Annotated in this window: 23 protein-coding genes; 6 read left to right on the top strand and 17 right to left on the bottom strand. The window is 55.0% G+C overall.

The window, feature by feature from the left end:
* Positions 1–170 precede the first annotated feature (170 nt).
* The 3 genes from N909_RS24395 to N909_RS24390 all read right to left on the bottom strand — a co-directional run bounded on the left by N909_RS24395 (position 171) and on the right by N909_RS24390 (position 3,395).
* A complete protein-coding gene (locus N909_RS24395; RefSeq protein WP_051689523.1) occupies positions 171–710 on the bottom strand; it encodes a J domain-containing protein in 540 nt (179 codons plus the stop codon).
* A gap of 102 nt (positions 711–812) precedes the next feature.
* Positions 813–1,382, bottom strand: coding sequence for a LemA family protein (locus N909_RS0104430; RefSeq protein ID WP_029911973.1), 570 nt, complete (start codon positions 1,380–1,382; stop codon positions 813–815).
* Between the two features lie 30 nt (positions 1,383–1,412).
* Complete coding sequence (locus N909_RS24390) at positions 1,413–3,395, bottom strand: hypothetical protein (RefSeq protein WP_051689522.1); 1,983 nt, start codon at positions 3,393–3,395, stop codon at positions 1,413–1,415.
* Between the two features lie 147 nt (positions 3,396–3,542).
* Between N909_RS24390 and N909_RS0104420 the strand changes: the two genes are divergently transcribed.
* Together N909_RS0104420 and N909_RS0104415 are read left to right on the top strand one after the other, a co-directional pair.
* Positions 3,543–4,064 carry a GNAT family N-acetyltransferase gene (locus N909_RS0104420; protein WP_029911968.1) on the top strand — a complete coding sequence of 174 codons (522 nt, stop codon included), beginning with the start codon at positions 3,543–3,545 and terminating at the stop codon, positions 4,062–4,064.
* Between the two features lie 71 nt (positions 4,065–4,135).
* Positions 4,136–4,663 carry a gamma-glutamylcyclotransferase family protein gene (locus N909_RS0104415; RefSeq protein ID WP_029911965.1) on the top strand — a complete coding sequence of 176 codons (528 nt, stop codon included), beginning with the start codon at positions 4,136–4,138 and terminating at the stop codon, positions 4,661–4,663.
* 77 nt (positions 4,664–4,740) lie between these two features.
* Here N909_RS0104415 and N909_RS0104410 read toward each other — a convergent pair whose 3' ends face one another.
* On the bottom strand, positions 4,741–5,280 hold the full coding sequence (locus N909_RS0104410; RefSeq protein ID WP_029911963.1) for a Spy/CpxP family protein refolding chaperone: 540 nt from the start codon (positions 5,278–5,280) through the stop codon (positions 4,741–4,743).
* Between the two features lie 289 nt (positions 5,281–5,569).
* Between N909_RS0104410 and N909_RS0104405 the strand changes: the two genes are divergently transcribed.
* Entirely contained in the window at positions 5,570–6,298 is a 729-nt protein-coding gene (locus N909_RS0104405; protein WP_051689521.1) for a FadR/GntR family transcriptional regulator, read from the top strand.
* Between the two features lie 57 nt (positions 6,299–6,355).
* Here N909_RS0104405 and N909_RS0104400 read toward each other — a convergent pair whose 3' ends face one another.
* From N909_RS0104400 to N909_RS24385, 7 genes are all read right to left on the bottom strand, one after another.
* Positions 6,356–7,282, bottom strand: a complete 927-nt coding sequence (locus N909_RS0104400) for a dihydrolipoamide acetyltransferase family protein (RefSeq protein ID WP_162179107.1) — start codon at positions 7,280–7,282, stop codon at positions 6,356–6,358.
* Positions 7,283–7,293: 11 nt separating this feature from the next.
* Complete coding sequence (aceE, locus tag N909_RS0104395; RefSeq protein WP_029911955.1) at positions 7,294–9,972, bottom strand: pyruvate dehydrogenase (acetyl-transferring), homodimeric type; 2,679 nt, start codon at positions 9,970–9,972, stop codon at positions 7,294–7,296.
* Between the two features lie 44 nt (positions 9,973–10,016).
* The gene (locus tag N909_RS0104390; protein ID WP_029911952.1) at positions 10,017–10,250 is read right to left on the bottom strand and encodes a hypothetical protein; all 234 of its coding nucleotides are present in this window, start codon (positions 10,248–10,250) and stop codon (positions 10,017–10,019) included.
* Positions 10,237–11,172, bottom strand: a complete 936-nt coding sequence (locus N909_RS0104385) for a hydroxymethylglutaryl-CoA lyase (RefSeq protein ID WP_029911949.1) — start codon at positions 11,170–11,172, stop codon at positions 10,237–10,239. The genes N909_RS0104390 and N909_RS0104385 overlap by 14 nt, the downstream gene beginning before the upstream one ends.
* The gene (locus tag N909_RS0104380; RefSeq protein WP_029911946.1) at positions 11,169–12,404 is read right to left on the bottom strand and encodes a CaiB/BaiF CoA transferase family protein; all 1,236 of its coding nucleotides are present in this window, start codon (positions 12,402–12,404) and stop codon (positions 11,169–11,171) included. Before N909_RS0104380 ends, N909_RS0104385 begins: the two co-directional genes overlap by 4 nt.
* Positions 12,405–12,762: 358 nt before the next feature.
* Positions 12,763–14,205 (bottom strand): sigma-54-dependent transcriptional regulator, encoded by a 1,443-nt coding sequence (locus N909_RS0104375; RefSeq protein WP_029911943.1) that lies wholly within the window; start codon positions 14,203–14,205, stop codon positions 12,763–12,765.
* A 9-nt stretch (positions 14,206–14,214) separates the two neighbouring features.
* Positions 14,215–16,338: a sensor histidine kinase gene (locus N909_RS24385; RefSeq protein WP_051689519.1), complete on the bottom strand. Its 2,124-nt coding sequence runs from the start codon at positions 16,336–16,338 to the stop codon at positions 14,215–14,217.
* Positions 16,339–16,728: 390 nt separating this feature from the next.
* Between N909_RS24385 and N909_RS0104365 the strand changes: the two genes are divergently transcribed.
* The 3 genes from N909_RS0104365 (at position 16,729) to N909_RS0104355 (ending at position 19,583) form a co-directional block, all read left to right on the top strand.
* Positions 16,729–17,706 carry a TRAP transporter substrate-binding protein gene (locus N909_RS0104365; protein ID WP_029911937.1) on the top strand — a complete coding sequence of 326 codons (978 nt, stop codon included), beginning with the start codon at positions 16,729–16,731 and terminating at the stop codon, positions 17,704–17,706.
* A gap of 85 nt (positions 17,707–17,791) precedes the next feature.
* Complete coding sequence (locus N909_RS0104360) at positions 17,792–18,301, top strand: TRAP transporter small permease (RefSeq protein ID WP_051689518.1); 510 nt, start codon at positions 17,792–17,794, stop codon at positions 18,299–18,301.
* Between the two features lie 4 nt (positions 18,302–18,305).
* A complete protein-coding gene (locus tag N909_RS0104355) occupies positions 18,306–19,583 on the top strand; it encodes a TRAP transporter large permease (protein WP_029911932.1) in 1,278 nt (425 codons plus the stop codon).
* Between the two features lie 121 nt (positions 19,584–19,704).
* On the opposite strand, the gene arfB is transcribed toward N909_RS0104355, so the two are convergent.
* The 6 genes from arfB to N909_RS0104320 form a co-directional block, all read right to left on the bottom strand.
* On the bottom strand, positions 19,705–20,124 hold the full coding sequence (gene arfB / locus N909_RS0104350; RefSeq protein ID WP_029911929.1) for an alternative ribosome rescue aminoacyl-tRNA hydrolase ArfB: 420 nt from the start codon (positions 20,122–20,124) through the stop codon (positions 19,705–19,707).
* Positions 20,125–20,317: 193 nt separating this feature from the next.
* Complete coding sequence (locus tag N909_RS0104345) at positions 20,318–22,273, bottom strand: methyl-accepting chemotaxis protein (protein WP_051689517.1); 1,956 nt, start codon at positions 22,271–22,273, stop codon at positions 20,318–20,320.
* 405 nt (positions 22,274–22,678) lie between these two features.
* A complete protein-coding gene (locus tag N909_RS0104335) occupies positions 22,679–23,404 on the bottom strand; it encodes an ABC transporter ATP-binding protein (protein ID WP_029911924.1) in 726 nt (241 codons plus the stop codon).
* Positions 23,404–24,207: an ABC transporter ATP-binding protein gene (locus N909_RS0104330; protein WP_051689516.1), complete on the bottom strand. Its 804-nt coding sequence runs from the start codon at positions 24,205–24,207 to the stop codon at positions 23,404–23,406. Before N909_RS0104330 ends, N909_RS0104335 begins: the two co-directional genes overlap by 1 nt.
* Entirely contained in the window at positions 24,207–25,277 is a 1,071-nt protein-coding gene (locus N909_RS0104325; protein WP_029911917.1) for a branched-chain amino acid ABC transporter permease, read from the bottom strand. Before N909_RS0104325 ends, N909_RS0104330 begins: the two co-directional genes overlap by 1 nt.
* 12 nt (positions 25,278–25,289) lie before the next feature.
* A complete protein-coding gene (locus N909_RS0104320) occupies positions 25,290–26,201 on the bottom strand; it encodes a branched-chain amino acid ABC transporter permease (protein ID WP_029911914.1) in 912 nt (303 codons plus the stop codon).
* Positions 26,202–26,261: the final 60 nt, after the last annotated feature.

Genomic DNA, 26,261 nt, shown 5'->3' with positions numbered 1-26,261 from the left:
CCCGGCGCTGAATTTATCGATAGGAAATCATAGCCGTTTTCCCCTGTAAAGAGCAAACCGGTAATTTAGGCGGGCGGACAATGGCACAACAGGAGTGACCTGGGGGGGAACGGATCGGGCGACTGAAGAGGGACGGGTTGGGTGCTTCGGTCGGGCAATGCGCCGAGCAGCTAAATTGTTCTTCTTTTGACCGGATCCGGGGGAGCTGTCGGGCGCTTTGGTTCCGCCTTGCGATAGACTCCGTCGCTGCCGCGGATATAGGGGGAGGCATTCTGCTCCATGGCCTGATGGTAATAAAAATTAAAGGCAGGCTTGCCGGGTTGGTGACTTTTTTGCGGCGGGGTGCGCGGTTGGGACTGCACCGGTCGCGGCGGCGGCTCGTCCGGGCCGATCAAGGCGTCGAGCAGGGAATTCAGGAACCGATTAAACTTCTGCTGCGGGTCGAGCTTGGCGTTCCTGGTACTGCCGGGGCGCTGTTTTTCCTGGGCGGCTTCCTCTTGGGCGAGTTTACGGTCATAGGCGGCCCGGGTCTCGCTGTTGGAGAGGATTTTATAAGCCTGGTTGACCTGGCGAAACAGCTCTGCCGCCGCTTCCGAACCGTGATTTGCATCGGGATGAAAACGTTTGGCCAGACTGCGGTAAACAGACTTGATACGGTTCTGATCAGCGTCCGGCGGGATGCCGAGCAGTCGGTAATAGTTCAGCGCCATGAGCCCCGGGTCCTCGTTTGGTGTCGTTGTGGTTCCGGTGTTGAAGAATCGAATGGATTAATTGCTTATCGGCTATCCGCGAGTCTCTTTTTAATGATTTTTTCAGGCATGCTGAAAACTGACTTCGACATCCTGGCGATGAGCGGGATCGATAGTCCACAATGAGCGGCCGGAAAAATTGAACAGCCGGGCAATGATCAGGTCCGGAAACTGCTCGAGCCTGGTGTTGTAAATGGTCACCGACGCATTGAAGAGTTCGCGCCGGTCCGCAATCTGATCTTCGATCTCCGAGATGCGGTTGCTCAACTGCCGAAAACCGGCATCGGCCTTCAGGTCGGGGTAGCGTTCGACCACCATGAACAGCGACTTGAGGGTTTCGGTCAGCATCCCCTGGGCCTGCATTTTCTGGTTGTCGGTTCGTGCCGCGTTGACCTGCGAGCGTGCTTTGATCACCGCCTCGAGGGTTTTCTGTTCGTGCTGCATGTAGCCTTCGCAGACCTTGATCAGCTTTGGCAACTCGTCAAAGCGCTGCTTCAGCAGCACATCGATATTGCTCCAGTCCTGATTGATATTGTTTTTCAGGGCGACAAAGCCGTTATAGATGATGACAGTGTAGATTCCGCAGCATAGCAGTAGCAAGAGTAAAATTCCCAGAGTTATCCAGCCCGCCATAGGTGTTCTCCTTCGCGCCGAGTTGTGTGGTTATCCGTGCAGATAATTAAATAATTGGTAAAATGCCAATCCGGCCGCCAGTCCTGCGAGGATAAAGAGCGGGATGCTGTAGAGCAGGTAGCGGCCGGTCAATTGTTGTTCCGAGTGGGTCTCGCTGATAATCAGGGGATAGCCGGGTCTTTTTTTGATCATGATCTGTTCCTCCTGTTTTCTGCGTTTGCGGTTAAGGTCCAGTTCGGTGCGCAGGACATCCTCCTCAACGGCGCTGCGGGCCGCGTCCCATTCGTCCTGGTCGATGCGCCCGTCCCCGTTCCGGTCATATTTGCTCAGGCTGGCCGGGTCCTGTTTCAATTTGCGCAGGGCCGCCACTTTCTTTTCCGCCAGGGTCGGTCCCTGGCGAGGTTTCAGGGCGGCAAAGCCGAGCACATAGAGCAGGGAGCCTTCAACAATAACGTCTTCAACCCATTTTTCATCGCTGTCACTGCTGAAGCCGATCAGACCGCCCACGCCATCGCTGCCTTCGGTGCGGGTCCTGGCGTTGACCCGACAGCCGGCGGGATCGATCTCCACCCGGCCGGTGCCGTCATCAAGCAGAAACGGGACTCCACCGCTGCTGGTGACATGACTGAGCCGCCATTCATTGTTGCTGCTCCGCTTGTACTTGGTCAGCCGATAAAAAACGCAGGGCAGCTGGGTCATCGGTGAGACCAGGGCATAGCTGCGGATGGCCTTGCCCTTGACTTCGACCATGCCCATGGCCAAAGAGCGAATCCGGCTGGTCGGGGTGTTTTCCACCCGTCGTTTCAGCCGCAGACAGAGAAAACCGTACCAGCCGGCCAGGCCTGCTCCGACCAGGGCCAGGGCCCCGGACTGGACGGCCTGTTGGAACAGCCCCTGAAAGGGGCCGAAGAGCTTGGTGCCGAATCCCAGCACGGTGACGAATATGACCGGAGCAAGGGGCGCCAGCCAGGCGACCGGGTGCTGTAAAAAACCGGTCGACCGGGTTGCCGGGGGGGGCGGGAGCAGCGCTCCGTCCGGTTCGGCTGCCGCCGCCGGGTGCGCGGTCTGCTGCGCTTCAGCCTGCTGCTCACGCAACACCTGGTCCAGCGGGGTGGCCTGGCCCAACTCCCCGAGTGCTGCAGCCAATGGAGGAGACAGCACCGTCGCGGTTGCGGCCATGGCTGCGCTGGCCTCGTCGGCAGGCTGGGGTGGTGCGGTTTGGCTGTGCAACAGATCCCCCATCAGCCAGCCATAACGGGTCAGGCTGAGCAGGTTTTTGCGCAGGTTGTCCGGGTGTTCCGGATTCTCCGTGACCAGGCGGCAGCCGGGCAGGTTGGCCAGGCCGAATTCGCTGAACAGATGGAACTCCCCTGCGCGTTCCCGCATCAGTTGCAGAATGCGCTGCAGGTTCTGCCGGCTGCTCAAGGTGGCCAGCTCGCCAAGCCCTTTGGGGTCAAACTTGCCGGGCAAGATCCTGATCCCGGCGCTGATGGATCGTTGCCGGTCAAGCAGGTAGAGATCGAGCACCGGTTGCCCCTGAAGGATGGTCTTGAAGCGTTTTTGCTCACTGAGATGAGCAATGTTGTCGAGCCCCCGATACGCATGACTGGAGAGCAACTGCTTGATGCTCTGCTTGGCAAGCTGGCCTGACAGGTCTGCGAACACCGCCAGCAGCTCACTGCCATTGGGAATGGTCACGGTCGTTTTGTCGCAATGAAAGACCACCTGGTCCTGGCTGACGGTCAGGCTGCGCAGCCGCTGCGGCGAAAAGCGCGGGGTTGCGGGGTTGACAATCCAGTGTGGCACCTGTACGGAATTGAGCAGTGGAGAAATTTTGGCCAGGAATTCGGGTTTACCGCTGGTCAGGTGGGCCAGCCCCTGGCCGACCAAACGTTGCCGACACAGATAGGCGTCCAGCTGAAACGTTCCGGCCAACTCGCGAATGAGTTCCGACAGGCGCTCATCTGGTTTGGTCTGCTGCTCGACAAGGAGCAGGGCGGCGGCTTCATTCATAGCTGATTTATTTTTATTAGGAGTTTTTATAAATTTACAAGAGTTAACGAAATGAAACAAGAGTTAAATTTTTATTTCTGGACAAGGCTGGGCTATAATCCTCAGCCAACTCGACTTTCAACTGGGCAATAGAAGAAGGATTTGTTTATGGAACTGATCGACTGTCAATATCAGACTGAGGCTGCGGCGATTCTGGCGATCTTTAACGAAGCCATTGCCAATTCGACCGCTCTTTATGCTTATCAACCGCGGACCATGGAATTTATGGACAACTGGTTCAGGGATAAGCAGGCGGGGAATTTCCCGGTGATCGGCGCTGTCGATGAGCATGGAGAACTGCTCGGTTTCGCCAGCTATGGTCCTTTCCGCCCCTGGGCGGCCTATAAATACACCGTTGAGCATTCGGTCTATGTCCACAAGGACCATCGTGGACGACGGATCGGCCGGATGCTGATGGATGAGTTGATTGCCCGGGCGGTCCGGCAGCAGTATCATGTGATGATCGCGGCTGTCGATGTGACCAACCAGGGGAGCATTGCGCTGCACGAAAAACTCGGCTTTTTTCATGCCGGAACCATCCGTCACGCCGGTTTCAAGTTTGAGCGCTGGTGTGACCTCGCCTTTTACCAGTTGCTCCTGGCGACCCCCGAACATCCGGTCGATGGTTGACCCGGTGGTGGTGCGGGGAATCGCAGTGAACAGCGGTTTTTGGAGAGTTTTTACCTGAACAGGATCTTTGTATGCTTTATTTTGCTTATGGATCAAATATGTCCGTGCCAAGAATCAAGGCGCGCATCCCGGCTGCTGAATTTGTCACCACCGCCCGTCTGCACGGGTTTCGCCTGACCTTTTCCAAGCCGGGCTGCGATCATTCCGGCAAGTGTGACGTCATCCAGACCGGGCGGGAGGACGATGCTGTGTTCGGGGTGGTCTATCGCATCTCTGCGCTGGATAAACCGATTCTGGATCGTTACGAAGGGCTGGGGATTGACTATCTTGAACGGAGTGTGGCGCTTCACACTCCGGATGGGGATGAGATCCGGGCTTATCTCTATGTTGCCACGGAACAGCAGCCGGAACTGAGCCCCTACGACTGGTATAAAAAACACGTTCTTTGCGGTGCCCGGGAGGCCGGTCTGCCAGCTGACTATGTTGCCTCGATTGAGGCAGTGGCTGCGGTGCCGGACCCGGATCCGGAGCGAACCCGCAAAGAGTTGAGTATTTATCTTTCCTGTCCGGTGGGTGGGGGAGCAGCGCTCTCTGACTGAGCGATCTGGACAATGCTCCGTCACGGCTTGGCCTCTTCTCCTTCCGCCGGGTGTTGTAGAGTTCAATTCAACAATATTTAAAAAACCGGCATGGGCCTTGGACCGGCAGGCCAGTTGACGTTCCGGCAGCCGGGTTGACCGGGCATGGGCAACGGTTGCTGCGGTCGGCTATTAAGCAGCAAAACCAGGGTCGCCTGCTGTTCGCTGGTCAGCACAGCCTGGAGCTGAAAGCGGGTTTTGGCTTTCAGGACCAGGAGCTCTGTTTCGGTTTTTGCCGCTGCGGCAGCGGCAACCCGAAAGTCCTCTTCATTGAATGACCGGGTTTGTTCCATTGCCTGCAGTTTTTTATGCTGCTGGTCCAGGTTTGCAATCAATTGCCGGCTGCTCTCTTCCGCTGCGGCCTTGATCTGGAGGATCTGTTGCTGCTGCTCGGTGGACAGATTCAGCTTGATGAAAGAATCGTCCTGCGGTAGCGGCGGCGCCGGTTGATCGGTTGTCATGCCGTTGATCTGGCAGCCGCAGCCGGAAAACATTGCCGGGGGCGGCCCCTGAAATGCGCTGACATTGGCAGCGATCAGTAAAAATATGAGGGTGCTGAGCAATAGGCTGTTTTTCATGCTGTTATCTCCTATCGTATGAATTGAGTGGTGGTATTACCCGGATTGAGGACAGAATAGAACCGAAATATGGAAGGATTGTGGAAAAAACCGGCAAGAATCAAGGTTTTTGCAGAACCTTGCGCAGGGCAGGGGAACGGTGGTGTTCGCCGTCGGTAACCGGGGCAAGTCTTTATTGATCTTTTATTAGAAATAATCATATTATGAAATGATTAAATCGATACTGTGAGGGAGGACTCGCCTTCTCCCCTCGCGAAGCAGTTATAACCAGAAGACAGGAGTCTCTCTTATGGCGAACAGCTCAAGCCCGGTTACCCGAACCCGCCTCCATGAGCAAGTGGCGCGTTCCCTCAGTTTGCAAATTCTTCGCCGCGAGCTGGAACCTCTTTCGCTGCTCCCCAACGAAGACGAACTATGTCGGCAATTCGATGTCAGCCGTACGGTGATTCGCGAGGCCATCCGCTTTATGGATGCCAAGGGACTGGTCGAGGTGCGGCCCAGAATCGGCACCCGGATTTGCGATCCTTCCCGATGGGTTCTGACCGATTCGGTTTTGCTGAAATGGCGCATTGAGTCGGAGCTGGAAATGGGTTTGATCAAGGATTTGGTTGAACTGCGCAGCATGATCGAACCGATGGCGGCGAGTTTTGCGGCGGAGCGGGCTTCCGATGAAGAGATCAAAGCGGTGGAAGCCGCATTCAAGGACATGGAAAAAGCCACCAATCTGGATGAACAGATTGAGGCGGATATCCGTTTTCACTTGTCCATCCTGGAAGCCTGCGGCAACGAATTGGTGGTCAGTTCGCTCCGGCCGGTCATCGAAAGCATTCTCGGTTCGGTGTTTAGACGCTACATGGAGTTCGATGCCGCCAAAAAATCCCTTGCGGTTCATGGCAAGTTGTTCAGAGCGATTGCCGACCGCAACAGCGAGCAGGCTATGATCGAGATGCAGGAAATGATTTCCTATGCGGGCCGGGATTTTAAAGAGTTTGAAAAACTCTCCCAGCAGAACCAGTAATTCGTCCCTCCTGCGTCTTTCTCTTTAACCAACCACAGGCTGTCATCGTCAAGTCGGCTAGCGGATCAACAGGATGGGATTGACCAGGACCTGTTGCAGCTGATTCAGGAAGCGAGCCCCGTCGGCGCCGTTAATGACCCGGTGATCGAACCCCAGCACCAGGTTGAGAGTGCTGCGGGGGGCGAACTCCTGGCCATCCCAAACCGGTTCGATCCGTGCGGCCCCGGCGCCGAGAATCGCCACTTCCGGCCAGTTGACCAGTGGAAACAGACTGTCGATGTTCATGCTGCCCAGGCTGCTCAAGGTCATTCCCCCGCCGCGCAAGTGTTCCGGGCGCAGCCGGTTGCTTTTGCCGGCATGGGCAAATTCGTTGATCTGTGCGGCAATTTTGCCGATGGAGAGGCGGTCGGCCCGGCGGATCACCGGGACCAGCAACCCGCGCGGGGTATCGACGGCCAGACCAATGTTGATCTCGCCCTGATAGATCAGCTCGCCCGCGGCTTCATCGTAACAGGCGTTGAACTTGGGGAATTTTTTCAGGGTTTCCGCCAAGGCGCCGATCAGGAACGCGCTCAGGCTGAGTTTTTCTTGAGCACTGTCATTCCAGCTTTTCCGCAGCTTTTCCAGATCGCTGATGTCGACCTTCACTTGCAACCAAGCATGGGGAATCCGTTCCCAGATGCGCGCCATATTGGCGGCCGTGGTCGCGGCAATGCCGCTGAGCGGTTCCCGGCGGACCACGCTTCCCATTCCTTCCAGGCGGCTTGGCGGCGGGGCTTGAAAGGTGGTTGTGAGCTGGCGGCCCTGTTTGACAAAAAGTTTGATATCACTGCAGGAAACCCGTCCGGAAGGGGCTGAGGCCGGGACCCGCTCGATGGCCACGCCGAGTTCCCTGGCCAGCCGGAATGCGGAAGGCCCGGCGTACACCTCGCCAGCGCGGCGGGTTCCTTGCGGTTGCGGAGGTGTGGGAGAAGACGCTGACACGGAGACCTCCTTCAACGGGCCGCAGGATCGGGACGATCCGCTTCGATATTGAGGGCTTGACGGAACTGGAGCAGTTTATCCCTGCTGATATCACCCTGGCGGTGGAGAGCCTCCAGGGCTGCGTAAGCGATATGCTCCGCGCTGACTTCAAAAAAATCGCGCAGCGCCGCGCGGGTTTCGCTGAGCCCGTAGCCATCGGTGCCGAGGCTGGTCAGGGGGCCGGGCAGCCAAGGTCTGATGCTGTTGGGCAAGGCCTTGAGATAGTCGCTGACCGCAACGAAAACAGCATTTTTATCCTGAAACAGCTGCTCAAGGTAGGGTTGGCGCAAGGGGGCTTCAGGATGGAAGCGATTGGCTCTTTCGCAGGCGACGGCATCCCGATAAAGCTCGGTAAAGCTGGTGACGCTCCAGATAGCGGCCTGATAACCGAGTTCCTCCAGCAGGGTCGCCGCCTGTAAGGCCTGTTTCATCATCACCCCGGCGGCGAGTAGATGGATGCTGCGTTGCCGGGGTGTGTCGGGACTGGCCGGCTGGAAACAGTAGATTCCCCGGATAACGCCTTCTTCCAGCTGCTCCTGCGCAGGTCGTGCCGGCATGGGATAGGTCTCGTTATACAGGGTCAGATAATAGAAGATGTTTTCCTGCCGTTCATACATTCGCTCGATGCCGTCGCGGATGATGATGGCCAGTTCATAGGCAAAGGCCGGATCATAGCATTTCAGGTTGGTCATGGTACTGGCCAGGATATGACTCTGTCCGTCCTGATGCTGCAATCCTTCCCCATTTAAGGTTGTCCTGCCGGCGGTGCCTCCACAGAGGAAGCCACGGCAGAGCATATCGCCGCAGGCCCAGATCATATCCCCGACCCGCTGAAAGCCGAACATGGAATAAAACACGTAAAAAGGAATCGTCGGAATGCCATGAACCGCATATGCGGTCCCGGCCGCCAGGAAAGAGGCCATGGCTCCGGTTTCGCAGATGCCCTCTTGAAAGATCTGGCCATCCCTGGCTTCGCGATAGGGGACCAGACTGCCGGCATCGACCGGCTGGTAGCGTTGTCCGACCGAGGAATAGATACCAACCTCGCGAAACAGCGCATCCATGCCGAAGGTTCTGGCTTCGTCGGGAACAATGGGGACGATGTAACGGCCTATGGTTTTTTCTTTGAGGAGCCGGGACAACATGCGGACAAAAGCCATCGTTGAACTGACTTCACGCTGGCCACTGCCAGCCAGGAATTCTTTGAAGATGTCCAGGTCCGGCGTGGTAAACGGCGGATAGTTGACCCGCCGGCGCGGCAGATTCCCGCCGAGGGCGGCACGTTTGCTTTGTAGATAGCGCATTTCCGGACTGTTGTCGTCCGGTCGATAAAACTCGGCCCGATCCATCTGTTCCATGCTTAAGGGGATCCCCCAGCGCATGCCGCAATCACGCCGTTCGGCGGAGCTGAATTGTTTTTTCTGATGACTGGTATTGCGTCCCTGAGCCGCTTCGCCAAGACCGTCGCCCTTGACGGTTTTAATCAGGATGACCGTGGGCTTCTGTTCACTCCGGCAGGCCAGCTCATAGGCAGCGAAAATCTTTTTGGGATCCTGGCCGCCACGCTTGATGGCCCGCAGTTCATCATCGGTCAGTGATGACATCATTTGCCGCAACACCGGATTGTTTTCGACCCAATGTTCGCGTTGCAGGTCCCCGCTTGAGACGCTGTACATCTGGTAATCGCCGTCAAGAGCCTCTTCCATGCGCCGATGCAATGCGCCGGTGACATCCTGGTCCAGCAGGGTGTCCCATCCCCCGCCCCAGATCACCTTGATGACATTCCAGTCGGCGCCGCGGAAGCTGCGTTCCAGTTCCTGGATGATCTTGCCGTTGCCCCGCACCGGGCCGTCGAGCCGCTGCAGGTTGCAGTTGACGATCAGGACCAGGTTGTCGAGGCCTTCCCGGGCTGCCATGTTAATGGTTCCCCTGACCTCGGGCTCATCGGTTTCACCATCTCCGACAAAACACCAGACCCGTCCGCCATTGGCTGGTTTGAGACCACGGTTTTCCAGGTATTTCATAAAGCGCGCCTGATAAATGGCGGTCGGCGTACCAAGCCCCATGGAACTGCACGGTGCCTGCCAGAACTCAGGCATATTGCGCGGATGCGGATAGGAAGACAGACCACCTTCCGGTTGTAACTCGCGGCGGAAATTTTTGAGTTGCTGCTCCGACAGCGTCCCTTCCAGAAACGCCCGGGCATAAACGCCGGGAGCGGCATGGGGCTGGACAATCACCAGATCGCCACCGTAGTTTTCAGCGGGAGCGCGAAAAAAGTGATTGAAACCGACTTCCATCTGTGTCGCGGCCGAGGCGTAGGTGGCAATATGCCCACCGACCCCGGCGCCGGAATCGTTGGCCTGCAGCACCATGGCCATGGCATTCCAGCGGTTGATATTCTCGATCTTTTTTTCGATTTCAAGGTCGCCGGGGTAGGGAGGCTGGCGGCTCCAGTGGATGCTGTTGACGTACGAGGTGTTCAGGGTGGCTTCGTTCAGCTGGACCCCTTTGTTGAGAGCGTGCCCCTGCAAGGTGCGCATGATGTCGTGGATGGCGGCGTCACCTTTTTCCCGATGCAGAGCGTCGAAGGCATCAAGCCAATCCTGCAGCTCATCCTCATCGAGGTGGTGGGGGGGGATTTCTGGCATGGGAACCTCACATTTGGAAAGCATAAAATGACGAAGTTTCAAAGTCATGTTAGCGCATTTTTACAGCCGATTGAAAAATAATATTTGCTGCGAAGGAAGCTGTGACCGCCCCTGTTCAAGGCAGTTGATGGCATGCCTCTGTCTTGGTTCTGCAGGTGCTGGTTGCGTTCGGTTTCTTCGGCCCGCTCTGATGCTCGATTCAGCGCAGAAGAAATCGCCTGCCGCTGATTGAACTTCTCGGCGGCAGGCGGGCTGGCGTTGCGGTCAGGCGAAAACATGCTCTCTGGGAAGCGTTCTGATTCTTCCGCCTGCGGAAGGGGGATCGATGGCGTAAATCTCGTCGCTGGTGGCAAGCAGAGCAGCAAGGTCAATTCCGGTAGCGATGCCCATCTTGTGAAAAGTATAAACAAGATCTTCGGTTGCGGTATTCCCCTTGGCACCTGGAGCAAAAGGGCACCCGCCGAGTCCGGCGGCCGCGGTTTCAATGGTTCTGATCCCGGCATAGTAGGCGTGGACGGCATTTGCCACCCCCATCCCGAAGGTGTCGTGGCCGTGAAAAGCCCAACTGGCCGGGTCCTGGTCGACCTGCTCACGCAATGCTGAAAAGAGTTGAAAAACGTGATCGGGGGTGGCCCTGCCCGTTGTATCGCAAATACCTATTTCGATATCAGCAGCGAGCTTCTTGGCTCTTTTGGCTGCGGCGATAACTTTGTACTGCTCGGTTCTCCCTTCAAAGGGGCAATCGAAACTGGTGGCAAGGTCGAGCCGCAGCCGGACCTTGGTGCGATCAATACTGGTCAGCAGGTTGGCAAAATCCGCAAAGGATTCATCGGTGCTGCGGCGCACATTGTGCTGATTATGGCTTTCGGAAACCGAGATAACGTAGACCAGATTGGTTATCCCGGCCTGCAAAGCCAACTCCGCACCTTTGGTGTTGGGTATCAGAACCGCTGCCCCGGCTAAGGTCTCCGGCGGAATTGCCGGGATGATATCGCGGATGTCAGCCATCTGCGGAATGGCCTTGGGGCTGACAAAAGCACCGATTTCCATGCGCTTAAAGCCGGTGGCGTAAAGATCCGTGATGGTTTTGATCTTGGTTTCCGTCGGAATGATTTGCTTGACCGCCTGAAAACCGTCGCGGGGTGCCACTTCGATAATCTGAACAGCGTCTTTGCAGGTAATATCGATAGCTCCTCTCATATCACCCCCTCGGCACGGAGTTCGGCAATATCTTCAACGCTATAGCCGAGTTCGCTCAGCACCTGATCGGTGTGCTGGCCAAGGCTTGGTCCGGCCCAGCGGATCATCTGCCGGCGATCGATTCCCTGGAACATCGGCATGACCCCGTAGTGGAGCACCTTTCCGTGAATCGGGTCTTCGACCTCATCCACCATTTTGCGGTAGTGGTACTGTTCATCCTGGGCAATATCTTCCATTGTAAATATTCTGCTGGCGGGCACCGGAGCCTCATCCATCAGTTTTTCCAGCTCATCCAGGGTATATTGACGAGTCCAGGCGGCAATCATCGCGTCGAGTTCGGGCATGCGTTTCACCCGCTCCGGATTTGTCGAATAACGCGGATCCTGGGCCAGCTCCGGTTTGCCCATGGCTTTACTGAGATTGGCAAAGAGCGGGTCGGAGTTGGCCGCAATCAGAATAAAGCGGCCGTCTGCCGTCGGGTAGGCATTGGTCGGAGCGCAGCTGGGCAGGGATGAACCGGTGGGCTGGCGTATTGCTCCAAACAGGCCAAACTCGGGGAGACAGCCTTCCATAACGCTCAGGACCGATTCCGACAGGGCAACGTCAATGACCTGGAAGCTTTTCTCCTCTGCCTGGTTCCGCTTGTTCAAGGCGGCTAAGGCACCCATGGCCCCGTACATGGCCGCGAGACTGTCGCCGATGCTGATACCCACTCGTACTGGCGGCAGGTGATCTGCGACCCCGGCGGCATGGTTGGTCAAATAGCGCAGCCCGCCCATGGATTCGCCGATGACGCCGAATGCAGGCCGATCCTTTTTGGGGCCGGCTTGGCCATAGCCGGAAATCCGCACCAGAATTCCCTGTGGATTGACCTGTTCGAGAGCGTCAGGACCAACGCCCCATTTTTCAAGCTGTCCGGGTTTATTGTTTTCAACAATGATGTCCGCCTGGGCTGCTAGTTTGAGAACCAGCTCCCGGCTTTTTTCATGTTTCAGATTTAGCGTCAGACTTTGTTTATTCCGCGCATGGACCGACCACCAGGCCGTGCTGCCGTTATGCGATTTTCCCCATGAGCGAATCGGATCGCCCTTGCCGGGGGGTTCGACTTTGATGACGCTTGCTCCCATGTCGGCAAGGAGTCGGGTACAGAACGGACCGGCAATGACCTGGCCCAATTCAAGTACGGTAATCCCCTGCAGAGGAAGCCCTTCTTGGTGTGTTGCTGGTTGCATAGCTCATCCTCCAACGCAACGATTCGTAAGTTGATAAACGCTTGTGGCGTTATCTCTTGACCGTCTTTCAATCCATTCCGGTAGATGAAAGTTCGATGCATTGTCTTAGGGGATTGCAGCAGCTGTACCAAACGGTAAGAAATCTATAACCTGCTGATAAAACGGATGTTTCAATGGGTCTTTTGGGGGCGGGGAAAATGCAGATTGTTATGGGGATATTGGCTGGCAAGAAGAAAAACTAGGAATATTAGCTTGTTATCCCGATTATTCGGGAGGTCATGATCATTACCTATGTAATAAGCCTTTTTAGCGTCGCCAATGCCTTCTCCAGTGGGCATTGGCGACGCTGATGAATGAGTCACAGGTCATCGTGACAGGTTGCTGATCTGTCCTTTTCGCGATTCAGGCGGCGGCTGAGAGCGGGTTGGGACAGGCCGAGAAAGCGCGCGGCAAGGGATTGGTTGCCATTGGCGCGTTCCAGAGCGGTCTTGATCAGTTGCTGGGTGGCCTCTTTTAATGTCGGCAGAACGGAAAATTGGTCAAACAGGCCGTCTTTCTGGCTGTCATGACGAGCACTGGACAGGCTGCTTGCCGTATTGGTGAGGCGGTCATGAATTGTCGTTATTGATAAGCGCCCTCCCTGGCTGCGACTGACACAGTCAAAAAGAAGGGTTTCCAGCTCGCGAATATTGCCGGGGAAATCATAGTTCAGCAGAATCGCCAACAGGTCATTGCTGTAAGAAGGCTTGTTGATCTGCAGTTTTTTAGCCGCCCGCTCAAGCAGTTCATCCACCAGCAGGGGGAGGTCTTCCTTGCGTTTGCGCAGCGGAGGAATACAGATCTGGTGAGTCTGCAGCCGGTAGAAGAGATCTTTCCGAAAGCTTCCGTCCTGAACCGTCTTGCCCAGATCGCAATGGGTTGCCACCAGGATGCGGGCGGTTGATTTTTTGGGCAGATCGGAACCGAGGGGAAAATATTCCTGCTCCTGTAGCAGGCGTAACAGCTTAACCTGGGAAATCAGGCTGAGATCTCCTATCTCATCAAGAAACAGGGTGCCCCCTTCCGCTGTTTTGATCAGCCCGTCGCGTTGACTTTCGGCGCCGGTAAATGCTCCCTTGCGGTGCCCGAAGAGGGTGTCTGAAAAAGTCTGGTCATCCAGGCCCGCAACATTGATTGCGATGAAGGGTCCTGCCGGATTGGAGGCGTTATGAACGGCCCGGGCAAACAATTCCTTGCCGACCCCGGTCTCTCCGCTGATCAGGACGGGCTCGGTTGATTTGGCAATGGCTTCAATGTACTTGAAGAGTTTCAGGATCGCGGTCGAGCGACCGACAATCGGTGCAAAAAGCTCGGGATGGTTCAGGCTGTCATTCAGGAAACTCTCCTTCAGCGCCCGGTTTTCGCGTCCCAGCTCAAGAATTTCCAGTGCTCTGAAGACGCTGGAAACCAGCCGATGTTTTTCTACCGGTTTGACCAGATAGTCGAAGGCTCCCAGGCGCATGCAGTTGACCGCCGTCTGGAGGTCATCGATGGCGGTGATCACAATGACCGGGATTCCCGGATGAGCGCCGATGATCTGTTCCAGAAGGTCCTGGCCGTTAATTTTCGGCATCATCAGGTCAAGCAGGATCACGGATATTTCCCTGTTCTGTTCCAGGATATCCATGACTTTCAGCCCGTCCGCACAGGTGGTGACAGCAGGCAACCCGCCAGACAGCAAGGCCAGTCGAAAGGATTCGAGCACATCCTGCTCATCATCAACGACCAGAATGGGGAGGGGTTTGTGCGAAAGTTTTCTCATCAGAGCCTCCTAGCTGTTTTTCTGTTCTTCGGGAAATTTTAAAAAGACGGTTGTTCCTTGTCCTACTTGCGATTCGAAAGTCATGGTTCCGCCAAGATCACGCATGATCGAAGAGGAGACGGCCAGGCCGAGCCCCGTTCCTGCCAATTCCCGTTTGGTGGTAAAAAACGGTTCGGTGATCATATTGAGATTCTCTTGGGAAATACCAACCCCTTCATCTTTGCAGGCGATGACCACCTCATGAGTCTCAGGCAGATACCCGGTGCTGAGAACGATGGCCCGATTGGGGTCGGGAAGCGCCTGGCAGGCGTTCTGGATGATGTTGATGACAACCTGCTCAAGCCTCAGGAAATTGGCTCTAATCAGGGGGCATTCCGGGGCCAGCTGCATACTGAAGTGGTTGGTGCTTTTTCTGATGGTGCTGTTGAGCAAGGTTTCAACCGACGTCATCACCCGGTTGACATCAACGAGCTCGTTTGTGCCGATTGTGTCTTTCCGGGAATAATTCAGCAGCTCCTTGATGATTCTGTTGATTCTGCGTGAACCGTTAATGATCCGTCCGCTCAGCGCCGGCAGGTTTTCTCTGAACGTTGTATAGGGCATGCCGCCGATCAGAAAGTCCTCCGCCTGCTCCCGGTAATATTCTTCCAGGATATGGGCGGCGCTCGACCAGGCGTCAGACAGAATTTCGGCACTGGAGATAATGTAGGTGTTCGGGTTATTGATCTCATGGGCAACGCCTGCGGTAAGAATGCCCATGGTAATCATTTTATCGGCTTGAATCAGCTGTGCGTGTTGGCTCTCAACTTCCTTCTGGGCTTTGATTTTCTCGGTAATATCAAGGCAGAATCCCTCAATCATATCCTCATTGTTATCAATCCCCTGGGTCAGGCGACAGGAGAGCGAGACCCAGATGAGTTGATTGTCCTTGCGCCGAAAGCGGGTGATGAAATCGTTGACCCAGCCTTTTTCCCGTAACAGGTTGACCCAGACCGTGCGATCTTCCGGATTGGCATACAGGTTGTGCTTGATGTCATTGATGCCGTGAATAAGATCCGTCGGGCTGTCATAGCCGAGAATCGTTGCCATGGAGGGGCTTGCTTCGACGAATCTTCCTTCAATGGAACTCTGGTAGATCCCCATGACCGCATTTTCAAAGATGCTCCGATATTTTTTTTCTGCGTTTATCAGCATGACTTCGGTCTTTTTCCGGCGCTGAACGCTGTAAAGCAGAGAGATTGTCAGTAAGGCCAGCGCTCCGGTCACGCTCAGCGAAGAGATGATCAGGACCTTGTAAAGGTTTGGCAAGGGTCTGACGATACTGACATCGCTGAAGGACACCAGCTCCCAGCCCGGAATGATGATAGGCGTATGGGCGATCGCGTATTTTTTATTATCAATCCACGCCCAATTCCGGGAGCTGTCAAAGGGCAGAGGTACAATTTTTTTGAAGCCGAACTGCCTTGTCCGCAATAACCGTTCTCTGGTTGCCAGGGGGATGCTGCGGGTGGAATGAAATAACCACTCCGGTTGGTTGCTGGAGAGGACAATCCCGTCCGGGGAAACAAAGGCAATTTTCTCTTCTCGCTGATCGAGAATATCTTCCACTTCGGAGATGCCGATTTTAAGGACCAGGACGCCGGCCGGGTGGGTTTTGCTCTCAACAAAAACCGGAACGCTCAGGTGCAGTCCGCGCTGCCCGGTGAACGCCCCGACCGCCGGAAAGATTGAGGGCTTACCCTGGATGGATTCCTGAAAATAGGGGCGGAACGTGTAGTTTCGACCGACCAGAGGGGAATCGGGCGAGTCGGAACTGGCGACAACGGTCCCTGCATCGTTGATGACATAGATCAGGTCGGTATTGGCCACCAGATTTGCTGTGTCGAAGACGGAATTCAGATCCTGATATTTTGGCGGAGCCTTCAGAGAGTTGACGGCGACGGAATCAAGAGCCAGCCGCTGCGCCATCTCCATTCGCTGCTTGATGGTATGATTCAGCTGGTTTGCCAGGGACTCAATACCCAGGGTATGCAGCTCCCGTTGATTCTGTTTGCCGAGGATCTGCGCGACCCAGAAGCCGACGGAAATTAATGTCAGCAGTAGCAGCGCGACGGTAAAGACAGGTTTCTTCATTCGGCGTTTCCTTGTCATGACAACTTTTTTACCTGTTCAAAAGCGGCGATAAGAGGGCCTCGGCCGGTTTTTATATCCGTTTGGCAGCTCTTCTTCTGCAGCTATATCCTTTGTAATAATCCGGACAAACTGTATACCGTTTTAACGTCTTGATATTTAAGAGTAAAAATGAGTTGTTCAAAGTGGCTATGACATTTTGCATAGCCTGCCGGTTTTCTATCCCCCTGCCTTTAAAAAACAAAAAACCATTTTATATTCGGGCCGTTGCCGATTGGCCTGAAAAATTGGCCTCATCCTTGCTCAATAGCTACCAAAATCCATTCCAAGATGATTGCCAGATCTGAAGAAGAACGAAAACTAAAACATTTTTTTTCCAATGGAGGAATGATTATGCGTGTTCAACGATTGTTGGTCTGCTCTTTTGTTGCCTTTTTCGTTTTCTTTGCGGCTTTGCCAGGAGTGTCCTTTGCCAAAACAAAGCTTAAATTGGCCCATACCGGAGCGCTGAATCATCATTATCATGAAGGCTCGCTGTTATTCAAAAAACTGGTTGAGGAGAGATCGAACGGCGACATGGAAATCCTGGTTTTCCCAGCCGACCAATTGGGAAAACAGCGGCAGATGGTTGAGGGTGCCCAGCTTGGAACCGTTGATTTGGTTCTGACTTCGGACGTGTTGCTGTCCAGCTTTGAAAAAACCATGGGAGTTTTAAACCTCCCCTATCTCTTCCGCGATATTGACCATGTCAGCAAGGTTCTGGATGGCGACATCGGTCGGTTCCTGTCCGATAAACTGTCCCAGAAAGGGCTGGTGGTGCTGGGCTACTGGGAAAACGGCTTTCGGCATATCACCAATTCCAAAGGGCCGATCAATACACCTGCCGACCTGAAAGGTCTGAAAATCCGCACCCCGGGCGGCTATGTCTTTGTCGATACCTTTAATACTTTCGGGGCTTCCGCAACGCCGATGTCCTTTGGCGAACTGTACACCGCCCTGCAACTGGGAACTGTTGACGGCCAGGAAAACCCGGTGGCTCACGTTCTGACCCAAAAGTTTTACGAAGTCCAGAAGTATCTGTCCCTGACCAGGCATATCCATGTGTCAGAGCCCTTGGTCATGAGTCAGATTATCTACTCTGGGCTCAAGCCGGAACAGCAAAAAATACTGTTGGATGCAGCTCAAGAGGTTGCGGTCTGGATGCGGCAGGAGGTCGAGAATCTGGAGGCCTCCCAGCTCAAGCAACTCAAAGATCTGATCCAAGTCAATACTGCTGAGCGCGCTTCTTTTGAACAGGCCTCCGAGGCTGTCTACAAGATGCATGCGGATAAATTTGGTGATCTGGTCACCAAAATCAAAAACGTCAAATAACAGTCTTTCGGGCCTGTGCAAAATAAAGGGGGAGAGCTTGCTGCGCTGAGCGCTCCCCCTTTTTCGCACACCAAGTGAGTCATTTATGGAATTACTCAGATCTTTCAATACGATTGTGAATTCGATTTTGTCAAAGGTGATCACCATTGGCTTTATGCTCATGACCGTGATTATTTTCTTTCAAATTATTTTTCGTTATGCCCTGCATGAATCCCTTTCCTGGTCGGAAGAGCTGGCCCGTTATTTTTTCATCTGGGTGACTTTTTTGGGTGCCAGCGTGGCTTTTCATGAACGGACTCATATCAACGTCGACCTTTTTATCAACTATATAAAAAGTTCCCGGGTAAGAGCCGCCCTCTTTCTTTTCGGGGATCTTTTAAGCCTCTCTTTTTTGATGATGCTGGTGGTTGAAGGGATCTCGGTCGCGATCAGGGTTTTTAAACTCGATCAGGTCTCGGCATCGATGGATTTTTTGCCGATCGGGCTCATCTATCTGGCTGTGCCCCTGGGCTGTCTCTTCATGACCTTGAATATCATCATGCATGCCGGAAGTCATGTCAGGGAGCTCTTGAAACCTGCGGAAGAAGGAGAATAAATCCATGGGACCAACGTTGTTTATGAGCTTTTTCGCCTGCGTCTTGCTCGGTGTTCCCATTGCCGTTGCCCTTGGTCTCTCTTCCATGATTGCGTTGTTGTTCCACAGCCACGTGCCGATCATGGTCCTGGTGCAAAAGACCTATGGCGGGGTCGATTCTTTTACCCTGATGGCGATTCCGTTTTTTATCCTGGCCGGCAATATCATGTCCTTTGGCGGGGTGTCCGCACGCTTGGTGGCCCTGGCCAGTTGTTTTTTCGGCCGCTTCAGTGGTGGACTGGCCCATGTTACGACCGCGGCCTGTACCTTTTTTGGGGCCATTTCCGGTTCTGCGCCGGCAACGACGGCGGCGATCGGTTCTGTTTTGATCCCTTCGATGAAGGAAAAAGGCTATTCAAAGGATTTCTCGGCCGCCTGTGCCGCGGCATCCGGGACCATCGGCCTGCTGATTCCACCCAGCATCACCATGGTTCTCTATGGTGTGGTCACCGGGTCATCCGTCGGTAAGCTGTTTCTTGGCGGAATTATTCCCGGTTTGCTGATGAGCGTCACGTTGATGATCATCAATTATCGACTGGCTAAGAAAAACGGTTATGGAAAAGAACAGCCGGTCGACCTGGCAGACACCTGGAAAGCCTTTAACCGTGCCTCTTTGGCATTGATCATGCCGCTCATTATCCTTGGCGGCATTTATGGCGGGATCTTTACCCCGACCGAAGCGGCGGTTGTGGCGGTTGCCTATGGGTTGATTGTCGGAGTGTTCATCTACCGGGAATTGGATGGGGCAAAGGTTTATCAGGTTGTTTTGAATACGGCCAAAAGTTCCGCAATTATCATGTTCCTTGTCGCAACCGCCCACTGTTTCAGCTATTTGCTGGCCAGTGAGCAGATTCCCCAGGCATTGACCGATCTGATGTTGAGCTTTACCCGGGAGCCGACCATTCTGCTGATCCTGATCTGTATCTCCTTGTTAATCGTCGGCACCTTTCTGGATAATGCGGTGGCGGTTGTGCTGATGACGCCGATCTTTTTTCCGGTGATCGAGAGCGTTGGCATCGATCCGATTTTTTTCGGTGTTCTCTTGGTGTTTACCCTGTCGATTGGGCAGATCACCCCGCCGGTCGGGCTGTGCCTGTTTGTTGCTTGTAATATATCGGACGTCAAAATCGAGAAATTATCGGTGACCGTTCTGCCTTACCTGTTCGCATTGATGGTTTTGATGTTGTTATTTATTTTCTTTCCGCAAATTGTCCTGTTTATCCCTCAGTCTATGGCGTTGTGACGCCCGAGGTGGGGTCGCTGAGGTTGCAATAAAAAACCGGGTTGGCAGTGAAACACTGTCAACCCGGTTTTTTCTATTGGGATTATCTCCGCCTGAGGCCTGGCGGCTCCGCTGGGAACGGCTATTCGGTCACTTTTTGTCTCATTTGTTTGGCCTTGCCGCGCAGTTTCTTGACCGTGACTCGCTTTTCCTGGGAGCTTTTGGTCGGCCTGGTTTTGCGCCGCGGCTTTTGTCTGACCAGGGCCGTGCGGATCAGGTTTTGCAGACTGGTCAGGGCGTTGATCCGGTTCTGCTCCTGGCTGCGGGCCTGCTGGGATTTGATGACGATTAGCCCGTTTTTGGTCAGCCGGTGATCCTGGATGGCGAGTAGCCGGCTTTTGACCTCGTCGGGCAGTGACGAATTGCGAATGTCGAAGCGCAGGTGAATGCCGCTGGCGACTTTGTTGACATGTTGTCCGCCCGCGCCTTGGGAGCGGATGGCCGCCAGTTCGATCTCCTGGTAGGGGATGCTGACCTCGCCGGTGATTTGGATGTCCTGCATGGTTATATTCTTTCCGTGGGGTGTTTCCGAGATTCTTATGATTATGCCGAATTTTGGGACAGGTTACCAGTTTTCATAACGTTGCGGCCGTCTCGAAAACAGCAGCGCCCCGGCGAAGTGATCGCCGAGGCGCTGCTGTTGCAGACATTTGGTCACGGATGGGGGATGCTCCCCGTTTAGCTGCTGAGGAACCTTAATATTTGCCGAAATCGTCATCGTCAAGCTTGATGACGGGCTTGGCCGGAATACCGCCCCATTCTTCGGCTTTTTTCGGTGCGGCAGACTGCTTGGCAGCCCGTGCCTGTTGAGGCAAGGCCTTGCGCGATTGCGGCTGAGTCGGCTGCGCTGGTTTCGGGGTTGTCATGACCGGCTTGGCCTGGAGCGGGGGAGACGCTTTTCTTTCCCCTTGCAGAGTGAAGCGGCCGAGCATTTGTTGTAAGTCGCAGGTCTGGCCGGACAGCTGTTCAGCGATGGCTGCGCTTTCTTCCGAGGTCGAGGTCGTGCGCAGGTTGACATCATTCAACTGGGCCAGCCCTTCGTTGACCTGGGAAATCCCCTGTGATTGTTCGTGGCTGGCCGCGGCAATTTCGGCAACCAGGTCAGAGACCTTGGTGACGTCCTGGACGATCTGGGCCAGGGATTCGGCGGTTTGTTCGGCGATCGCGGCCCCATTATTGGTTTTGTCGACCGAGCCCTGGATCAGAGCGGTGGTTTCGCTGGCGGCCTTGGCACTGCGGGCGGCGAGGTTGCGAACCTCCTCGGCAACAACCGCAAAGCCTTTGCCGTGCTGACCGGCCCGGGCGGCTTCGACCGCGGCATTGAGCGCCAGCAGATTGGTCTGGAAGGCAATCTCGTCAATGACCTTGATGATCTTGCTGATATCCTGGGAAGAGGTTTTGATTTCTTCCATTGCGTCGACCATGGCCTGCATCTGCTCATTCCCTTTTGCGGCATTTTCACGGGCTTCAACCGAGAGCTTATTCGCGGTTGTGGCATTGTCGGCGTTGTTGGTGGTCTGCTCGTTCATCTGGGTCATGGACGCCGAGATCTCTTCAATGGCCGCCGCCTGCTGGGTTGCGCCGTTGGCCAGGGAAGAACTGGTCTCTGCGACCTGGATGGCACCTGAGGCTATCTGCTCGCTGGCTTCTTTGACCGTCTGCATGGCTGTGGTCAGGCCCTGGCAGGCTTTGGCTAGCGGGGCCGCAATCAATCCTTTGGCCTCGAAACTGAAATCGCCGTTGGCCAGGTGATTGAATGCGCCCAGCACTTCGTCGCGGAGGTTGTCGGCAAAGCCGTTCATGGCCCGGGCCAGCCGACCCAACTCATCCTTGCGCCTGGTGTCGATTCGGTTATCCAGTTGGCCATGTTCGAGCCCTTCAATCATTTCCATGGTCTGACGAACCGGATTTACCACCGCTTTAGTGGTGAAAAGCGCAATCAGGCCGCCGGCGACAGCGAGCAATACGACAAACAGACCGCCGGACCAGCTCATTGTCGAGGCCAGCGCGGTATCCGCTTCGTTCAGGGAATGGATGATTTCAAAGGCCCCGTGCATCTCGCCGCTTTTCCACCCTTCCATTTTGACGCCGGTGGGATCAAGCCCCTGATTGTTCCCCCAGTACTCAGCGGACTTAGCCGGCTCACCATGGCAATAAAGGCACGAATCGGCCAAATAGACCGCCCGGAAATAATGGACGGCGTTGGTCTGTGGATTGATCTCGTAATACTCGTCCAGACCCTGCTGTTTCATGGTCTGCAGCGCTCTGCTTTCAATTGCATTCGGGGTGTTCTTGGGGTTGCGCGGCTGGAATTTGGGGACCTTGAAGGTATAGTCGCTTTCGGTGGCCTTGCGCATGGCCGCTTGCCAGGCGGTCACCACCGGGACACTGGCCAGCACTTTGTCGGTGTGCCCCTGGTCGGCCCATTCTTTGAGTTGGCCGACATTAAACAGTCCCATGTTCCATTTGTCTTCCATTTCCATCCGAGTCGATTCAAGGGTTCTGGCCAGGATTCTCGATTTGGCCACCACTGCATCGACAGTCGAGGTCTTTTCATGGTGGTAGAAGGTAATAAATAGTCCCAGCAGCAAGGCTGCCGGGAAAAGAACGCCACCCGCAATGAGTTTGGTTCTGAGTGAAAAAGAACGCATGTTGAAGCTCCTGTTGAATCCCTGGAAAAAGAGTGAGATAAGAAAATATTGTTGTTAGATTGTTATAATAAGCTTCTTTTACTGAATAGGGTAGTTTTTTTCGCTGCAAATGATCAGAAAAAGTCGTGTGCGGCGGTGGGGTTTGTCATCAACGAACCGGAAAACAAAAAGCCATACAGAAAAGCATGGCTTAATTAGTTTTCATCCGGAAACGGCCCTTTTCCGCCGTGGCGGTGTCAATCTGCGGGCTTATTGGTGCGGCGTACAGAACTACGCCTCCGCATAAGCCCTTGATTTCCTTGCCACAACGAAAAATTTCTCGTTTCCAATCTGAAAACTTATGCGTTAGCATCCGGAGTTTCCTGATGCCAACTAATTATCGCGGGTTTGCAGCGTTGTGGATACTCAACCGCCGAGGTAGGCTTTCTTGACCTCCGGATTGCCGAGCAGTTCCTTGCTGGTGCCGGCGGCAGCGATATGGCCGGTATCCAGAACGTAACCGCGGTGGGCAAGATTTAATGCCAGATTGGCGTTCTGTTCCACCAGCAGGATGGTCATGCCCTCTTCGTTCAGCTGTTTGAGTTTGCGGAACAGTTCATATTTCAAAACCGGCGCCAGGCCCATACTCGGTTCGTCGAGGAGGAGGATTTTACAGCCGGTCATCAGCGCCCGGCCGACCGCCAGCATCTGCTGTTCGCCACCGCTTAACGATTCGCTGCGCTGGTTGTGGCGCTCTTTGAGGCGGGGGAACAGTTCAAAGACGTAGTCGTATTCCTTTTTCAGGTCAGCTCCCTTTTCCCGGGAATAGGTGGCCAGTTGCAGGTTCTCCATCACCGTCAGGTTGCCAAAGATCCGCCGGCCTTCCGGGGAAAGCGCCAAATGCAGATTTTTGACCACATCACTCGGCCGGGTCTTGAGGATCGATTCACCCTGGAACCTGATATCACCACCGACTACCCGCGGAGCTTCCGGCGGCGGCAGGCGGGCAATGGTGTAGAGACTGGTGGTCTTCCCCGCACCGTTGGCGCCGATCAGGGTGACGATTTCACCTTCGTTGACGTGGAAGCTGATTCCGTGCAGGGCCTGAATGTTACCGTACTTGACTTCGAGGTTTTCGACTTCCAAAAGCATCAGATATTATCATCTCCCAGGTAGGCGGTTATGACCGCGGGATGGTTGCGGATCTGGTCAGGCGTGCCTTCGGCAATGGTTTCACCAAAATCGATGACCTTGATCTGGTCGCACAACTCCATGACCACATCCATGTGGTGTTCAATCATCCAGATACTGACCTCAAAGGTTTCATGAATCCAGCGCACCAGCCGGATCAGTTCCTTGACGTCGGAGGAGTTGAGGCCGGCAGCCGGTTCGTCGAGGAGTAACAGCTGCGGATGACTGGACAGCGCCCGGGCAATTTCCAGTTTGCGCTGGGTCCCGTAGGGAAGGTTCTTCGGCAGTTCATCGGCAAAGCGTTTCAGATCGAAGATCTCCAGCAGTTCTTCGGCTTCTTTGAGGACCTCAGCTTCGCGCTGTTTGTAACGTTTATTGCGGAGCACGCTGTGAAAAAAACCGTAGCCGAGCTGATAGTGCTGGGCGACCCGGATATTGTCGAGCACCGTCATATCGTTCCAGAGGCGGATGTTCTGAAAGGTCCGGGCCACCCCCAGGGCCGTGACCTTGTGGGGTTTGAGGCCGGCGGTCGGTTTGCCGTTGACGAAAATTTGCCCCTGGGTGGGCTGGTAAAAGCCGCTGACCAGGTTGAAGACCGTGGTTTTTCCGGCGCCGTTAGGGCCGATCAGTCCGGTCATTTCGCCAAGCTTCAAGCTGACATTGAAATCGGACACGGCGCGCAGTCCGCCAAACTGCTGGGTCATGTTGCGGACCTCCAGGACCGGGACCGCGCTCGCGCTCGTCTGTACTTGTGTCTGTGCCATCATTTAAACCTGTAGAATTTTTTGAGCCAAGGGAAGATGTCGGCCAGTTCGCGGTTCCCCATAATCCCTTCCGGGCGGAACTGCATAACGATGACCAGCAACAACGGGATCATCACCCACTTGATAACGCCTGCCGAGGGTTCCCAATCGGGAAACACCATGGTGAAGGGTGACATCAACCCGTCGATAATGGCCTGGGAACGCAGCACTTCCAGCAGCCCGGTGAAGAGGATTGCGGAAATAATCGCGCCGGACAGCGACCCCATCCCGCCAAGATAAACCATCACCATCGCTTCCGTCGATTTGAGAATATTGAAGGACTGCGGATTGACATAGCCGATGATGTGGGCGTAAAGCCCGCCGGCACAGCCCGCCAGTCCGGCCGCGACCATGAAATTGACGATTTTGATCTTGTTGGTGTTGACGCTCATGATCTCGGCAGCGACCTCGTCCTGGCAGATGGCGTTGACGCCTTTGCCGTAGGTGGAGGTGATGAAGCGGCGGATGACCCAGACCGTCAGGAAAGTGAAGACCACCACCCAGAACAGCATCCAGGGGCCGTCGAAAATGTCGATCATCGCCCAGACCGTATCCTTCATCCCCTGAAAGCCGCGCGAGCCACCGATAAAGTCCATGTTTTCCAAGGCCGAGATGATCATGTAGTTGACGGCGATGGAAATGATCGCCAGGTAGTCGTCGCGGGTCTTAAAGGAGGGGACCGAGACCAGCAGCGAGGACAGGGCGGCGACGAATCCGCCAATCAGGAGGATAATGGGAAAAGCAAACAGCACCGTGGATGCCGGCAGCAGCGGCGCGCCGAATTTGGAGCCGAAGCAGACCACCGACAGAACCGATGAAATATAGGCGCCGACGCACATGAAAGCGGCATGACCGCAGGTGAATTCACCCATGTTGCCGTTGACCAGATTGAGGCTGGTGGACATGATGATGTTGATGCCGATGGTCATGGCGACAATCTGGATATAGTTGTCAATCAGGCCGAAGTAGGCCAGCATCAGCAACCCGGCAGCAAACAGGGCCAGCAGAATGTTGAGAGAATATTTCATCATCGCTTCCCCCAACTATATCTTGGTTGACTGCGGCATGCCGAACAGTCCGGTCGGCTTGATCCACAGAATCAACAGCAGGATGGTAAAGGCGAACAGATCCCGGTAGGTGGACGGAAACACCGTGACCACCCCGACCTCGATGAAGCCGAGCAGAAAGCCGCCGACAAAGGCTCCTTTGATATCACCGATGCCGCCGACCACCGCGGCAATAAAAGCTTTCCAGCCGATCAGCATCCCCATGAACGGCTCCAGCACCGGGTAACTCATGGCGAATAGCAGTCCGGCCAGACCGGCAAACCCCGAGCCGAGGATAAAGGTGAAAACGATGATGTTGTCCATCGGGATTCCCATCAGCGGGATGGCGAATTTATCGTAGGAAATCCCGCGCATGGCCATGCCGATGCGGGTCTTGGTCACCACCCATTGCAGGAACAGGAAGACCACCACCGCGGTCACGATGACCAGCACCTTCAGATTGGTGACGGTAATGCCGCCGATGTTCCAGATCGATTTCTCGATCAGCTCCGGAAACTTCAGCCGACTGGCGCCGAGCACGGCCAGGTTGGAATATTCCAGGATCAGCCCGCACATCAGGGCGGTGATGACCACATAGAGCCGGTGGGCCCCTTTGCGGCGTAGCGGGCGATAGGCGATGCGCTCAAGGGTCACCCCGACACAGGAGGTCAGGAACATGGTGATCGGAACGGTCAGGGCGAAAACGAAGACCGGTGACAGGCCGAAGACCGGTTTGAGCAGGAATCCGGCGACAAAAAAGGAAATATAGGCCCCAACCATGAAGATATCGCCGTGGGCGAAGTTGATCAGGCGCAATACCCCGTAAACCAAGGTATACCCCAAGGCGATCAGGGCATAAAAGCTACCCCATTGCAGGGCATTCAACACATTCTGAAAAATAAAATCCACGGAGGTCCTTCCTTGGGCATAACGTTGGCAACGCAGCGGCGCGCGGGAGCAGCCGGCGAC

It is taken from the genome of Pelobacter seleniigenes DSM 18267 (assembly GCF_000711225.1).
Lineage (GTDB): Bacteria > Desulfobacterota > Desulfuromonadia > Desulfuromonadales > Geopsychrobacteraceae > Seleniibacterium > Seleniibacterium seleniigenes.
This window is presented reverse-complemented; position numbering and strand designations above follow the sequence as displayed.

Bases quoted from the DNA above. Each gene is read 5' to 3' on its own strand.
- N909_RS24395 (WP_051689523.1), bottom strand. From the start codon at position 710: ATGGCGCTGAACTATTACCGACTGCTCGGCATCCCGCCGGACGCTGAT.
- N909_RS0104430 (WP_029911973.1), bottom strand. From the start codon at position 1,382: ATGGCGGGCTGGATAACTCTGGGAATTTTACTCTTGCTACTGCTATGC.
- N909_RS24390 (WP_051689522.1), bottom strand. From the start codon at position 3,395: ATGAATGAAGCCGCCGCCCTGCTCCTTGTCGAGCAGCAGACCAAACCA.
- N909_RS0104420 (WP_029911968.1), top strand. From the start codon at position 3,543: ATGGAACTGATCGACTGTCAATATCAGACTGAGGCTGCGGCGATTCTG.
- N909_RS0104415 (WP_029911965.1), top strand. From the start codon at position 4,136: ATGCTTTATTTTGCTTATGGATCAAATATGTCCGTGCCAAGAATCAAG.
- N909_RS0104410 (WP_029911963.1), bottom strand. From the start codon at position 5,280: ATGAAAAACAGCCTATTGCTCAGCACCCTCATATTTTTACTGATCGCT.
- N909_RS0104405 (WP_051689521.1), top strand. From the start codon at position 5,570: ATGGCGAACAGCTCAAGCCCGGTTACCCGAACCCGCCTCCATGAGCAA.
- aceE (WP_029911955.1), bottom strand. From the start codon at position 9,972: ATGCCAGAAATCCCCCCCCACCACCTCGATGAGGATGAGCTGCAGGAT.
- N909_RS0104390 (WP_029911952.1), bottom strand. From the start codon at position 10,250: ATGTTTTCGCCTGACCGCAACGCCAGCCCGCCTGCCGCCGAGAAGTTC.
- N909_RS0104385 (WP_029911949.1), bottom strand. From the start codon at position 11,172: ATGAGAGGAGCTATCGATATTACCTGCAAAGACGCTGTTCAGATTATC.
- N909_RS0104380 (WP_029911946.1), bottom strand. From the start codon at position 12,404: ATGCAACCAGCAACACACCAAGAAGGGCTTCCTCTGCAGGGGATTACC.
- N909_RS0104375 (WP_029911943.1), bottom strand. From the start codon at position 14,205: ATGAGAAAACTTTCGCACAAACCCCTCCCCATTCTGGTCGTTGATGAT.
- N909_RS24385 (WP_051689519.1), bottom strand. From the start codon at position 16,338: ATGAAGAAACCTGTCTTTACCGTCGCGCTGCTACTGCTGACATTAATT.
- N909_RS0104365 (WP_029911937.1), top strand. From the start codon at position 16,729: ATGCGTGTTCAACGATTGTTGGTCTGCTCTTTTGTTGCCTTTTTCGTT.
- N909_RS0104360 (WP_051689518.1), top strand. From the start codon at position 17,792: ATGGAATTACTCAGATCTTTCAATACGATTGTGAATTCGATTTTGTCA.
- N909_RS0104355 (WP_029911932.1), top strand. From the start codon at position 18,306: ATGGGACCAACGTTGTTTATGAGCTTTTTCGCCTGCGTCTTGCTCGGT.
- arfB (WP_029911929.1), bottom strand. From the start codon at position 20,124: ATGCAGGACATCCAAATCACCGGCGAGGTCAGCATCCCCTACCAGGAG.
- N909_RS0104345 (WP_051689517.1), bottom strand. From the start codon at position 22,273: ATGCGTTCTTTTTCACTCAGAACCAAACTCATTGCGGGTGGCGTTCTT.
- N909_RS0104335 (WP_029911924.1), bottom strand. From the start codon at position 23,404: ATGCTTTTGGAAGTCGAAAACCTCGAAGTCAAGTACGGTAACATTCAG.
- N909_RS0104330 (WP_051689516.1), bottom strand. From the start codon at position 24,207: ATGGCACAGACACAAGTACAGACGAGCGCGAGCGCGGTCCCGGTCCTG.
- N909_RS0104325 (WP_029911917.1), bottom strand. From the start codon at position 25,277: ATGATGAAATATTCTCTCAACATTCTGCTGGCCCTGTTTGCTGCCGGG.